The 12,927-nt window shown below is 68.7% G+C and carries 10 protein-coding genes and 2 tRNA genes; 3 read left to right on the top strand and 9 right to left on the bottom strand.

The features are described from left to right. Positions 1 to 528 carry a peptidylprolyl isomerase gene (locus OGH68_RS18720; RefSeq protein ID WP_264245455.1) on the bottom strand — a complete coding sequence of 176 codons (528 nt, stop codon included), beginning with the start codon at positions 526 to 528 and terminating at the stop codon, positions 1 to 3. 278 nt (positions 529 to 806) lie between these two features. Here OGH68_RS18720 and OGH68_RS18715 point away from each other — a divergent pair, with 278 nt between their 5' ends. After that, on the top strand, positions 807 to 1,487 hold the full coding sequence (locus OGH68_RS18715) for a DUF5324 family protein (RefSeq protein WP_264245454.1): 681 nt from the start codon (positions 807 to 809) through the stop codon (positions 1,485 to 1,487). Between the two features lie 55 nt (positions 1,488 to 1,542). Here the strand turns inward: OGH68_RS18715 and OGH68_RS36165 are convergent, their stop codons facing one another. Both OGH68_RS36165 and OGH68_RS18705 read right to left on the bottom strand, forming a co-directional pair. Further along, the gene (locus OGH68_RS36165) at positions 1,543 to 2,421 is read right to left on the bottom strand and encodes a DUF6344 domain-containing protein (RefSeq protein ID WP_319020218.1); all 879 of its coding nucleotides are present in this window, start codon (positions 2,419 to 2,421) and stop codon (positions 1,543 to 1,545) included. Between the two features lie 443 nt (positions 2,422 to 2,864). Further along, positions 2,865 to 2,937, bottom strand: a tRNA-Ala gene (locus tag OGH68_RS18705). Positions 2,938 to 3,128: 191 nt separating this feature from the next. Here OGH68_RS18705 and OGH68_RS18700 point away from each other — a divergent pair. After that, entirely contained in the window at positions 3,129 to 3,677 is a 549-nt protein-coding gene (locus OGH68_RS18700) for a helix-turn-helix domain-containing protein (RefSeq protein ID WP_264245453.1), read from the top strand. 50 nt (positions 3,678 to 3,727) lie between these two features. Next, positions 3,728 to 5,071 carry a serine/threonine-protein kinase gene (locus tag OGH68_RS18695; RefSeq protein ID WP_264245451.1) on the top strand — a complete coding sequence of 448 codons (1,344 nt, stop codon included), beginning with the start codon at positions 3,728 to 3,730 and terminating at the stop codon, positions 5,069 to 5,071. A gap of 28 nt (positions 5,072 to 5,099) precedes the next feature. Here OGH68_RS18695 and OGH68_RS18690 read toward each other — a convergent pair whose 3' ends face one another. The 6 genes from OGH68_RS18690 to gyrB all read right to left on the bottom strand — a co-directional run bounded on the left by OGH68_RS18690 (position 5,100) and on the right by gyrB (position 12,640). Beyond that, positions 5,100 to 6,524 carry a hypothetical protein gene (locus OGH68_RS18690; RefSeq protein WP_264245450.1) on the bottom strand — a complete coding sequence of 475 codons (1,425 nt, stop codon included), beginning with the start codon at positions 6,522 to 6,524 and terminating at the stop codon, positions 5,100 to 5,102. Positions 6,525 to 6,797: 273 nt separating this feature from the next. Then, on the bottom strand, positions 6,798 to 6,932 hold the full coding sequence (locus OGH68_RS18685) for a DLW-39 family protein (protein WP_003958712.1): 135 nt from the start codon (positions 6,930 to 6,932) through the stop codon (positions 6,798 to 6,800). Between the two features lie 179 nt (positions 6,933 to 7,111). Further along, a tRNA-Ile gene (locus tag OGH68_RS18680) sits at positions 7,112 to 7,185 on the bottom strand. An 83-nt stretch (positions 7,186 to 7,268) separates the two neighbouring features. Next, complete coding sequence (locus OGH68_RS18675; RefSeq protein ID WP_264245447.1) at positions 7,269 to 7,838, bottom strand: DUF3566 domain-containing protein; 570 nt, start codon at positions 7,836 to 7,838, stop codon at positions 7,269 to 7,271. 87 nt (positions 7,839 to 7,925) lie between these two features. Next, complete coding sequence (gene gyrA, locus OGH68_RS18670) at positions 7,926 to 10,529, bottom strand: DNA gyrase subunit A (RefSeq protein WP_264245445.1); 2,604 nt, start codon at positions 10,527 to 10,529, stop codon at positions 7,926 to 7,928. 41 nt (positions 10,530 to 10,570) lie between these two features. Then, positions 10,571 to 12,640: a DNA topoisomerase (ATP-hydrolyzing) subunit B gene (gene gyrB / locus OGH68_RS18665; RefSeq protein ID WP_264250158.1), complete on the bottom strand. Its 2,070-nt coding sequence runs from the start codon at positions 12,638 to 12,640 to the stop codon at positions 10,571 to 10,573. Between the last annotated feature and the right edge of the window lie 287 nt (positions 12,641 to 12,927).

Genomic DNA, 12,927 nt, shown 5'->3' with positions numbered 1-12,927 from the left:
TCAGCGCGTCTCGACGACGACCGACTCGATCACGACGTCGTTGACCGGGCGGTCGGTGCGCGGGTTGGTCGGGGTGCCCACGATCGCGTCCACGACCTTCTTGCCGGCCTCGCTGCTGACCTCACCGAAGATGGTGTGCTTGCGCGTCAGCCAGGCGGTCGGGGACACGGTGATGAAGAACTGCGAACCGTTCGTACCGGGGCCGGCGTTGGCCATGGCCAGCAGATACGGCTTGTCGAAGGCCAGGTCCGGGTGGAACTCGTCCTCGAACTCGTAGCCGGGGCCGCCCGTACCGTTGCCCAGCGGGTCACCGCCCTGGATCATGAAGCCGCTGATCACACGGTGGAAGACCGTGCCGTCGTACAGCCTGTCCGTGGACTTCTTTCCGGTTGCCGGGTGGATCCACTCGCGCTCACCCTGTGCGAGTTCGACGAAGTTCTTGACCGTCTTGGGCGCGTGGTTCGGCAGAAGCCGGATCTCGATGTCGCCTTGGTTGGTCTTCAGGGTGGCGTAAAGCTGCTCGGCCACGGTCTGCCTTCCGTAAGTCGTCTCTGACGTCCCACGATCCTCGCACGGAAGGACCTCCGTACGGACAGAAGCAGCCAGGTCGTCGTCGCACCGGCGCGTTCCGTACCGAACAGTGGCATCGTCGTCCACAAGCTCCCGGCATGACCCGGATGCCCGCCCCACATGCCGGGGCGGCGTTCAACGGGCATGATTTCGAGCCGGGTGGATAAGCGGAAACAGTGCCCCGACCGGGGACAAACTCCAGTCACCCTCAGTACGCCACCGAGGAGGAGGATCCCGTGACCCGCATGGACAGCGTGCGCGCCGCGACCGGTACGGCGAAGGACAGCGTGCTGCACGCCGCGGACGTGGTGGCGCCCTACGCCGGCACGGCCAAGGACCAGGCCGCGCATTATGCGCACGAGGCCCGCGTACGGCTCGCGCCGAAGGTTTCCCAAGCCGCTGCAGCGGCCCGTGTTCAGTACGGCAGCCGTGTCGCACCACACGTGCCGCCCAAAGTCGATGTGGCCGCGCGCCGCGCCAAGGTGCAGGCCAGGAGGGCCGCCCGGCAGGCGGCCGACTACACAGTCCCGCGCGTCGAGCACGCGATGGCCGCTGCTCAGCCTGTGCGGGAGGAGGCTGCGGCCCGTTCGGCTGCCGCTCTGGCCGCGCTGCGCGGACAGGTGACGGCCAAGGAGATCCAGAAGCTGGTGAGGAAGCACGAGCGGCGGTCCCGGGCCGGACGTCTCACCAAGGGCCTCGCGGTCCTCGGTGTGCTGGCCGGCGGTGCTTTCGCCGCATGGAAGTGGTGGGACAAGCAGGCCAACCCCGACTGGCTGGTGGAGCCGCCCGCCGCGACGGAGGTTGCCGACCGTGCCCCGCTGACGTCGGTCGACGGCAGTACGCAGGCCGGGCTGGACCCCGAGGTGCAGGTGAAGCAGGACGAGGCAGGGACTGGAGACCAGAACGACCGTCGCTGACGGTCCGCGGTCCTTCGGACTTCGGGCGCCGGGAGTGGAGAAGGCTCCCGGCGCCTCATGCTGCGACGAGCGCGGTGAGCGCGGCGCGGATCTCCTGCTCGGCGCGGATCTCCTCCGCGATGCGCGCGTCGTGCGCGCTGCGAGCGGCCTGCGCGGCCCGGAAGTCGGCCGGAACGACGACGCCGGAACCCGCGGCCGTCGAGTCCTCGGCGGCAGCGTCGGCCGGGGCCGCGTCCGAACCCGTGACGACCGCGGCGCCCGCCGCCGGCGAGTGGGCCGGGTCGGTTGCCGGAGCTTCGGCAGCGGGCACGGCCGACGGTGAACCGGTCGCGTCGGCCGCGGCAGCCGGACCACCGGCCGACGAGCCCCCGCCGGAACCGCCGTCCACCGTTCCTGCGGAGGGGGTGGCAGACGCGGGAGGGGCCGCAGAGGTGGCGGGAGTGGCAGACGCTGCAGATCCGGCAGATCCGGCCGAGGCGGCGGGCGCAGCAGGCTCGGCCGTCCGAGCAGACTCGGTGACGGCTGGATCAGCGGCGGAGGCCGACGGCGTACCGGCGGAAGCGGCCGCGCCCAGAGTCGCTGCGAGGCTCCTGGCCAGATCGGCGCCGCTCGTGTCGACAGCGGGCAGGTGTCGCACGGAGGGCGACGAGCCGTGTGCCTCGGCGCTGATGCGCTGCTTCATCGTCGGTGGCAGTGACCGCTCCCGTGCTGTCGGCGCCGGCCGGGTGGCCGTTCGCCTGCTCTGGGCCGGCACGGTCGCGCGCCGCGCCTGGGGGCGGATGGTGTCGGCCGGTTCGTCCGCCGACTGCGCGACGGGCTGAGCCGCTGCGGCAGCGGCGCCGGTGGTGGTGGTGGTGAGCCCCACCGAGGCAAGCAGAGCAAAGAACGCCGTGATGAACGCGTCCCACAGATTCCTGACCTTGCAGGCGGCCATGACCCCTCGCTTTCGGGTTGAGCGTTTTACATACCTTCCTCATGATCTGTACGCATCCCGAGAAGTGGGGGAGCGACGCCGCCGCTGCGCAGTTCTTCTGATGAACACCACCCGGATGGTCCAGCCCGCCGTGCCGGAGCCCCGAGTTGCGGGCCTGCCGCAGCGCGTCCAGGGCCTCACCGTTCTCCGTACACTTCGGCGATCGCGCAGGTCAGGGCAGGAAAGCGGCCCGTGGTGGCCGGCATTTACGGACCCCGGCCCGGCCTGGTCGCCGGCTCGGCAGCGAACCGAAGCGCCTCCATGGCGCAACGCCGGAGACAGGCGGCAGCGCCGGTGGCCGATTCGACAGATCCGCTGCACGCCGCTAGGGGGCGACGAGGGCCCGGCCGTGCAAAACGAAGAGGCCCCCCGACCGGCTTCCCGGTGGGGGACCTCTTCTGATGTGGAGCCTAGGGGAGTCGAACCCCTGACATCTGCCATGCAAAGACAGCGCTCTACCAACTGAGCTAAGGCCCCGGAAACAGCGGAACACCCGAGGAGAGCAACGCCCCGGCAACCGCCGTGGACCAGAGTACCGGGTCACCCCCATGATCCTGCAAAAACATTGGGCTTCCGGCCGGGACTCCCCGTCACCGACCACGCTCCGTAAGATGCACCACAAGGTTCGCGACAGCGAAGCCGCTTGGGGAAGCGATGGGGAGACGCTCATGGACGCAGCGCAGCAGGAGACGACCGCAAGAGCCAGAGAACTGCAGCGCAGCTGGTACGGGGAGCCGCTCGGCGCTCTCTTCCGTCGCCTCATCGACGACCTGGGGCTCAATCAGGCCCGGCTGGCAGGTGTCCTCGGGCTCTCCGCCCCCATGCTGTCCCAGCTGATGAGCGGTCAGCGCGCCAAGATCGGCAATCCCGCGGTGGTCCAACGCGTCCAGGCGCTGCAGGAATTGGCCGGCCAGGTGGCAGACGGCAGCGTGAGCGCCGTGGAGGCGACTGCCCGGATGGACGAGATCAAGAAGTCCCAGGGAGGCTCCGTCCTCACCGCCACCAACCAGTCGTCCGGCACCTCGGGAGGGCCGACGGTCCGCCGCGTGGTGCGTGAGATCCAGTCCCTCCTCCGTTCGGTCGCGGCGGCCGGAGACATCATCGACGCGGCGGACTCCCTCGCCCCGACCCATCCGGAGCTGGCAGAGTTCCTCCGGGTGTACGGCGCAGGGCGTACCGCCGACGCGGTCTCCCACTTCGAGTCGCACCAGAGCTGAACGAGGCGGTTGGTCGCCACCACGAGGAACCGGGGAGCTGGCGCAGCACAATGGGTGAGGTCTTCGCTGGTCGGTACGAGCTGATCGACCCGATCGGACGCGGTGGCGTCGGCGCGGTGTGGCGTGCCTGGGACCACCGCCGTCGCCGGTACGTGGCGGCGAAGGTGCTGCAGCAGAGCGATGCGCACACCCTGCTCCGTTTCGTACGGGAGCAGGCGCTCCGGATCGATCATCCCCATGTCCTCGCTCCGGCCAGTTGGGCCGCGGACGACGACAAGGTGCTGTTCACCATGGACTTGGTGAGCGGCGGCTCCCTGGCTCATGTCATCGGTGACTACGGGCCGCTGCCGGTGCGGTTCGTGTGCACCTTGCTCGATCAGCTGCTGTCCGGACTCGCGGCGGTGCACGCGGAGGGGGTCGTGCACCGCGACATCAAGCCGGCCAACATCCTGATGGAGGCGACGGGGAAGGGGCGGCCACACCTGCGCGTCTCCGACTTCGGGATCTCCATGCGCAAGGGTGAGCCCCGGCTGACCGAGACCAACTATGTGGTGGGTACGCCCGGTTACTTCGCGCCGGAGCAGATGCTGGGCGCCGAGCCGGACTTCACCGCGGACCTGTTCGCGGTGGGCCTGGTCGCCCTGTATCTGCTGCAGGGCAGGAAGCCGGACTCGCAGGCCCTGGTCGAGCACTTCGCCGAGCACGGCACACCGAGCGCCCCCCAGGGAATTCCGGAGCCGCTCTGGCAGGTGATCGCGGGGCTGCTGCAGCCGGACCCGCAGGCGCGGTTCCGCAGCGCCACAGGGGCGCGTAAAACCCTCACGACGGCCCTGGAGCTGCTTCCCGAGCCGGCGCCGGGCGAGGAGCCCGTCGAGGTCTTCGACCAACTCGGTCCGCTTCCCGCGGGCTTCGGCCCGAACGGGCCGGAAGCCGCCTCGCAGCCGACTCCCGGCCAGGCCGCCGCACCGGTGCAGCAGACCGCTCCCCCGTCGGAGACAGGCAGCTTCCACCTGGCCCCACCACCTCAGCAGCCGCCCACCCGGCCGCCGCACAGTGCCCAGCCTCATCCGCAGCCCCAGCCTCAGGCCCAGCCGCCGGCCGCCATGCCGGTCGTGGGCGACTCCGCACCGAGCCCGGCTCAGGTCGCCCCTGCCGCTCCCGCCACCGCTCCTGTCGCCGCGCATGTGGTCTCCCCCCTGCAGACCCAGCAGATCCAGCAGGCTCCGCCTCCGTTCGGCGGGCCTTCCACTCATACGTACACCGCTCAGAGCCCTCAGGTTCCACGGCCGGGCGCCGCAAAGCGGCCGGGACCGCCCCCGAAGGTCGCGGTCCCGGTACTGCTCGTCGCTGTTCTGTGCTTCGCGGTGGGGATCTGGGCGCTGACCCGGGTCTGAGCCCGCCCACATCCCTACGGCTCGGCCGTTACTGCCCCTGCGGGGGCCGGTGCTGCCCGTACCCGTAACCCTGGCCGTATCCCTGCCCGTACACCTGAGCAGCGTCCTGTCCCGACGGGCCCTGCGGGCCGGCCTGTCCCGGCACGGAGAAGGATGCCGGTTCCGCGTTCTGCGGCGTACCGCGCCGGGCGAGCAGCGTCCAGACACCGAGCCCGAGCACGAGGATCGTCCCCGTGCCGATCCCCCCGACGGCGACGACCATCATCGTGTCGCTCGTCGCCGCCGCCTCGGCCTTCTCGCCGCTCTCCGCCGCTTCCCGGTCGTCCTCGGTGACCGTGAAGTCGCCGGCCGGGCCGGCGTAGGCGGGGGCCGCCTGCGGCTCGCCCTTGACGTTCACCCGCAGCGTCAGCGGTACCGCGCTCTTGCCGTACTCCTCAGCGATCTCCGGGTTCAGCGTGACGGAGAGGTAGTACCAGCCGGCGAACCTCATCGCGGACGTCGAGTTGTCGGAGTCGTAGCGGTTCTCGTACACCACGGGCGGCAGCGGGTCCAGCGAGACCGTCTTCTGCTTGCCGTCGTAGTACATGCTCGACTCGTCGGCGACGAAGCCCCTCGCCGGGTTGTGGAGCGCGAGCACCACGGCGTTGCTGACGCTCTTCGCCCCCTCGGCGTTCGGGCTGTTGGCGAGGTCGGCTCCGACGAAGAGCTGCTGCCCCCAGTCGACCGGCACCCGGTAGAAGAGCGTCTCGCCGGGCTTGATGCTGTCCTGCCACTCCCCCTGGCCGAGGCCCGTGGAGTCGTGGAAGCTGGTGCCGCCGTGACGCTTCTGCGACCCCCCGGCGGGCGCCGGCGGCGAGGCTGAGGGCCAGTCCTCGGGAGCCTCCGTGGGTCCGGCCGTCTTCAGCCCCGGCTCGACGGCGAAACGGAGCTCCACGTCCCAGGGCTCGGGCGTGGACTTGTCGTCGCCGGACCGCTCCAGCACGACGTAGTACGCACCCGCCTGCTGGCACGTGCTGTCGTCCTTCTCGATCCGCCGACTCGCGTAGTCGGCCACCGGCCGGGCATAGGACGCGGAACCGAACTCGGCCTCGCCGCCACTGCACTCCGACCCCGAGTTGTCCTCGATGCCCACCTCGAGCTTGTCCGGGTAACCGACCGTCGTCCCCAGCTTGGGGACGGCCACGGCGGACACATAGGCGTTGGACTTGTCGTCCAGGTCGATGCGGTAGTAGCGCTTCTCACCCGGCTCGATGGCATCCCTGTACACCGAACCGGCTGTCAGCTCCGGGCCGTTGATGTTGACCGGGGTGCCCTGTACCGGCTTCGCCTCACTGTCGAAGACGTACGGACTGGGCTCGCCGGCCGCCCACGACTGCCCCGGCAGCGTGGCCACCGCGCACGCCGCCGCCACTGCGGCCAGCGCCACCCGGCCCCTGCCGCGCTGCCTCTTCACGCGCTTCTCCTTGTGGTCGACGAGTCCGCCGGGTAGCCGGAGGGCCCTGTGCCATCCTGCCCCGGCCGCCCCACCGCTGTCTGCGCGCGCGGGCGAATCGCCCTCCTTGTCCGCCACGCGACGCTGCCCCCCTTCAGCGGCGCGCACCGAACCCCTGGGATATTTGCTTCAGCAAGCAAATGATTCACTGAAGCGAACACAGCCCTGCCCCTGGACAGCACAGAGCCCCGGCCGCTTCCGCGACCGGGGCCCATGTCCAAGAAACGCTGCGTCTCACACACCCGAACCTGCGGGCACGGAGTCGGTCGCCTCCGTCCACAGATCCTGCTCGGCGCGATCCGCCTGGATCTGGCGGTACACGAGGAGCCCGCCGATGGCGGCCAGTGCGACCAGGAGGAGCTTCTTCACCGCGCGACCTCGTCTTTCCTTGACGTATGAGGACTTCTGGCGCCCGACTATACACACCGACCGATACCGATCGGTGACCTACATCCAGCGGCACCCGCCTCGTGCCACGCGCCAACTCCGGTGGCCGACAAAAGCGTCAGGCCCGGCCGGAGAATCTCCGGCCGGGCCTGACGTCACTGTGGGGCTAACAGGATTTGAACCTGTGGCCTCATCCTTATCAGGGATGCGCTCTAACCAACTGAGCTATAGCCCCTCCGCGCTGCGCGCTGACCTCTGAAGATTAGCGCACCCGCGGTGCAGCGCCAAAATCGGAATCCTCGAGATCCCTCCGCGGCGCTACTCGTCCTCGGCGAGCGTGAGCTCGACACCGCCCACAAAACCGGCGGAGAGGTTGTAGATGAAGGCTCCGAGCGTTGCCAGCGCTGTGGCCAGCACCACATCGATCACCGCGATGACCGAGGTGAAGATGAGCACCCGCGGCAGCGAGAGGAACGACTGGAGATCGAAGCCGTTGCCCTCGTTCGAGCCGGTCGCCTCGCTGATCGTTCCGCCGACGGTCGAGAAGACGCCCATCGCGTCCATGACCATCCACAGCACGGCGGCGGCGACCACCGTGCACACGCCCAGCGCGATGGACAGCAGGAAGCTGACCTTCATCACGGACCACGGGTCGGCCTTGGCCACCCGAAGCCGTGCCTTGCGCGTACGCGGCGTCGTACGGGCCCCTGTGCGGGGCCGGCGCACCGCCGCGCCCGCTTCCTGGCCGGTCCGCTGCTGTCCGCCCTGAGTCCCGCCAGGCGAGGGATACGCCTGCGGAGGGTGGTACGGCTGGCCGACCTGCTGCGGGGCAGGCTGGTCGCCGCCGTACATCTGGTACGGGGGCTGCTGCCCCCGGGTGTCCGTCACTGTGGCCCCCTGGGAGTCCGTGGCAGGGCCACGGGCACCGTTCGCTCCGGCTGCGGTCGATCCGGCGCCCGTGGCTCCACTCACGCTCTACTCCTCGTGCTCCCCGGCCGAGGACTGTGTGCCCTCGGCTGCCGCCTCGGCCGGCACTGCGTCGGCCTCCTCGGTCCCTTCGACCTCTTCGGCCTCACGACCGGCCTCGGCGTTACGAGCGATGCCGACGACGGCATCGCGCTTGCCCAGGTTGATCAGTTGGACGCCCATGGTGTCACGGCCCGTCTCCCTGACTTCGTTGACTCGCGTACGAATCACACCGCCGCCAAGGGTGATGGCGAGGATCTCGTCGGTCTCCTCGACCACCAGCGCCCCGACGAGGGACCCACGGTCCTCCACGATCTTGGCGGCCTTGATACCCAGACCGCCGCGGCCCTGGACGCGGTACTCGTCGACAGCGGTCCGCTTCGCGTACCCGCCGTCTGTGGCAGTGAACACGAACGTACCGGGCCGGACGACATTCATCGAGAGCAGTTCGTCGCCCTCGCGGAAACTCATCCCCTTGACGCCGGATGTCGCACGTCCCATCGGGCGCAGCGCGTCGTCCGTCGCGGTGAAGCGGATGGACTGTGCCTTCTTGCTGATGAGCAGCAGATCGTCCTGTGCGGACACGAGCTCCGCGCCGATCAGTTCGTCGTCCTCGCCACTCTCCGTCTCCCGGAGGTTGATCGCGATGACGCCGCCGGAACGGGGGGAGTCGTAGTCCTTCAGGGGCGTCTTCTTCACCAGACCGCCCTTGGTGGCGAGGACCAGGTACGGCACTGCCTCGTAGTCGCGGATCGCCAGGATCTCGGCGATCTGCTCGTCCGGCTGGAAGGCGAGCAGGTTGGCGACGTGCTGACCGCGCGCATCGCGGCCGGCGTCGGGGAGCTCGTACGCCTTGGCCCGGTAGACCCGGCCCTTGTTGGTGAAGAACAGCAGCCAGTGGTGGGTGGTGGAGACGAAGAAGTGGTCGACGATGTCGTCTTCCTTCAGCTTCGTGCCGCGCACACCCTTGCCGCCGCGCTTCTGGGAGCGGTAGTCGTCGGTCTTCGTGCGCTTCACATAGCCGCCACGCGTGATCGTGACGACGATGTCCTCCTCGGCGATCAGGTCCTCGATGGACATGTCACCGTCGAAGGGCACCAGCTTGGAGCGCCGGTCGTCGCCGTACTTCTCGACGAGCGCGGCCAGTTCCTCGCTGACGATCCCGCGCTGCTTCTCGGGCGAGGCGAGGATCGCGTTGTACTCGTTGATCTTCGCCTGGAGTTCGTCGTGCTCCTGCACGATCTTCTGGCGCTCCAGGGCGGCCAGCCGGCGCAGCTGCATCTCGAGGATGGCGTTGGCCTGGATCTCGTCGATCTCGAGCAGGCCCATCAGGCCCTCTCGGGCGACGTCGACCGTGTCGCTGCGCCGGATCAGCGCGATGACCTCGTCGATCGCGTCCAGCGCCTTGAGCAGACCGCGCAGGATGTGCGCCCGCTCCTCCGCCTTGCGCAGCCGGAACCTGGTGCGCCGGACGATGACCTCGATCTGGTGCGTCACCCAGTGGCGGATGAACGCGTCCAGCGACAGGGTGCGCGGCACTCCGTCGACGAGCGCCAGCATGTTGGCGCCGAAGTTCGTCTGCAGGTCGGTGTGCTTGTACAGGTTGTTCAGCACGACCTTGGCGACGGCGTCGCGCTTCAGCACGATCACCAGACGCTGGCCGGTGCGCGAACTCGTCTCGTCACGGACGTCGGCGATGCCGCCGATCTTGCCGTCCTTCACCAGGTCGGCGATCTTCTGCGCGAGGTTGTCCGGGTTCACCTGGTAGGGCAGCTCCGTGACCACCAGGCACTGGCGGTTCTGGATCTCCTCGACCTCGACGACCGCCCGCATCGTGATGGAGCCGCGACCGGTGCGGTACGCCTCCTCGATGCCCTTGCGGCCCACCACCAGCGCGCCGGTCGGGAAGTCCGGGCCCTTGATCCGCTCGATCAGCGCCTCGAGCAGCTCCTCGTGCGAGGCCTCGGGGTGCTCCAGCGCCCACTGCGCGCCGGCCGCGACCTCGCGGAGGTTGTGCGGCGGGATGTTGGTGGCCATACCGACGGCGATACCGGCGCTGCCGTTGATCAGCAGGTTCGGGAAGCGCGCCGGCAGGACCGTCGGCTCCTGGTTGCGGCCGTCGTAGTTGTCCTGGAAGTCGACGGTCTCCTCGTCGATGTCCCGGAGCATCTCCATGGCCAGCGGCATCATCTTGCACTCGGTGTACCGCATGGCGGCGGCCGGGTCGTTGCCCGGAGAACCGAAGTTGCCGTTGGAGTCCACCAGCGGCATGCGCATCGACCAGTGCTGGGCCAGGCGGACCAGGGCGTCGTAGATCGAGGTGTCACCGTGCGGGTGGTAGGTGCCCATGACGTCGCCGACGACGCGGGCGCACTTGTAGAAGCCCTTCTCGGGCCGGTATCCGCCGTCGTACATCGCGTACAGCACGCGGCGGTGGACGGGCTTGAGGCCGTCCCGCACGTCGGGCAGCGCACGCGAGACGATGACGGACATCGCGTAGTCGAGATACGAACGCTGCATCTCGGTCTCGAGCCCCACGGGCTCCACACGCATGCCCACGCCCGGAACGATGGGCTCCTCTTCGGGCGTCACTGTCGTGTTCTCGTCGGCCATTGCTGGTCTTCAGTCCTTTCGTGCGGTCAGCTGAGACCGACTCAGATGTCGAGGAAACGAACGTCCTTGGCGTTGCGCTGGATGAACGAGCGCCGCGCCTCCACGTCCTCACCCATCAGCACCGAGAACAGGTCGTCGGCCTGGGCCGCGTCGTCCAGCGTGACCTGGCCGAGCACTCGGTGGTCCTGGTCCATGGTGGTGATGCGCAGCTCCTCGGCGTTCATCTCGCCGAGGCCCTTGAAGCGCTGGATCGAGTCTTCCCTGATCCGCTTGCCGCCCCGCTTGCCGAGGTCCACCAGTGCGTCGCGCTCGCGGTCCGAGTAGGCGTACTCGAAGTCGTCGCGACCCCACTTGATCTTGTACAGCGGCGGGCGAGAGAGGAAGACGTGGCCCGCCTCGACCAGCGGCCGCATGAAGCGGAACAGGAACGTGAGCAGCAGGGTGTTGATGTGCTGACCGTCGACGTCGGCGTCCGCCATCAGAATGATCTTGTGATAGCGGAGCTTCTCGATGTCGAAGTCCTCGTGGACACCGGTGCCGAAGGCCGAGATCAGCGCCTGCACCTCGGTGTTCTGGAGGATCTTGTCGATCCGCGCCTTCTCGACGTTCAGGATCTTGCCGCGGATCGGCAGGATGGCCTGGTACATCGGGTTGCGGCCGGACTTGGCCGAGCCGCCGGCCGAGTCACCCTCGACGATGAAGATCTCGCACTTCGTCGGGTCGTTCGACTGACAGTCGCTCAGCTTGCCCGGCAGCGAGGCCGACTCCAGCAGGCCCTTGCGCCGCGTCAGGTCACGGGCCTTGCGGGCCGCGACGCGCGCCGTCTGCGCCTGGATGCCCTTGCGGATGATGTCCGCGGCCTCGTTCGGATTGCGGTCGAACCAGTCCGTGAGGGTCTCGTGGACGACCTTCTGCACGAAGGTCTTCGCCTCCGTGTTGCCCAGCTTGGTCTTCGTCTGGCCCTCGAACTGCGGCTCGCCCAGCTTGACCGAGATGATCGCGGTGAGACCCTCGCGGATGTCCTCGCCCGAGAGGTTGTCGTCCTTCTCGCGCAGCAGCTTCTTCTCGCGCGCGTACCGGTTCACCAGGCCCGTCAGCGCGGAGCGGAAGCCCTCTTCGTGCGTACCGCCCTCGTGCGTGTGGATGGTGTTCGCGAAGGAGTACACGCCCTCGGTGTACTGCGAGTTCCACTGCATGGCGATCTCGACGGAGAGCATCCGCTCCTTGTCCTCGGACTCGATGTCGATGACCGTGGGGTGGATGAGCTCGCCCTTGCGGGAGTTCAGGTACTTCACGAAGTCGACGATGCCGCCCTCGTAGTGGTACTTGACCGTACGCGCCGGCTCCTCGATGTCCTCCGGCTCCTCGCCCGTGTCCGCACCGGCGGTGGCCTTGGCCGACTCGCGCTCGTCGGTCAGCGTCAGGGTCAGGCCCTTGTTGAGGAACGCCATCTCCTGGAAGCGGCGCGAGAGCGTCTCGAACGAGTAGTCCGTGGTCTCGAAGACGTCGGGGTCCGCCCAGAACGTGACAGAGGTGCCGGTCTCGATGGTGGCCTCGTGCCGCTCCAGCGGCGCGGTGGGGACGCCCGACTTGTACTCCTGCGTCCAGCGGTAGCCGTCCGTCCTGATCTCTACGGCGAGCTTGTAGGACAGCGCGTTCACCACGGAGACACCGACCCCGTGCAGACCGCCGGAGACGGCATAGCCGCCGCCGCCGAACTTGCCGCCCGCGTGCAGGACGGTGAGCACGACCTCGACGGCCGGCTTCTTCTCGACGGGGTGGATGCCCACCGGGATGCCACGGCCGTTGTCGACGACGCGTACGCCGCCGTCGGCGAGGATCGTGACGTCGATGCTGTCGGCGTGCCCGGCCATGGCCTCGTCGACGGAGTTGTCGACGACTTCTTGTACGAGGTGGTGCAGGCCGCGCTCACCGGTCGAGCCGATGTACATGCCGGGCCGCTTGCGGACCGCGTCCAGACCCTCGAGGACGGTGATCGCGCTGGCATCGTACGAGGCCGTGACCTCGCCGTTCCCACCGGCAGGGGTGGACGGGGTGTTCTCGTTGGGGTTGCCGGAATCGGCCACGAAGCGCCCTTTCTGGCACAGCACGAGCCGTCCACCGGCCAAGCGGGGAGCGGCTGCGTCGTTCGGCATCTAATCGACGTGTCCCGCAACAGAAGCGGGACTGTCCACCAGTCTACCGGTATCGCTGACACTCATGGGGGTTTGCCGGTAGCTGAGTCCGCCTGTGGCGCCCTGAACCAACACCGTCCGACTCCCCATATCCGGGAAGGGGCTCCAAGAGGCTCACACCGGCTTTGAGCGCTTCGGCCTGTCAACCTCTCGCTACGGTGAGGGACACCTCAGCAGTCCCGTCCGGTTCCTCCCGTTACGGG

It is taken from the genome of Streptomyces peucetius, assembly GCF_025854275.1.
Lineage (GTDB): Bacteria > Actinomycetota > Actinomycetes > Streptomycetales > Streptomycetaceae > Streptomyces > Streptomyces peucetius_A.
Note: the sequence above shows the minus strand (reverse complement) of the source record. Positions and strands in the feature narration are given on the sequence as shown.

Coding starts and splice junctions, on each gene's coding strand:
- OGH68_RS18695 (WP_264245451.1), top strand. CDS start 3,728: ATGGGTGAGGTCTTCGCTGGTCGGTACGAGCTGATCGACCCGATCGGA.
- OGH68_RS18700 (WP_264245453.1), top strand. CDS start 3,129: ATGGACGCAGCGCAGCAGGAGACGACCGCAAGAGCCAGAGAACTGCAG.
- gyrA (WP_264245445.1), bottom strand. CDS start 10,529: ATGGCCGACGAGAACACGACAGTGACGCCCGAAGAGGAGCCCATCGTT.
- OGH68_RS36165 (WP_319020218.1), bottom strand. CDS start 2,421: ATGGCCGCCTGCAAGGTCAGGAATCTGTGGGACGCGTTCATCACGGCG.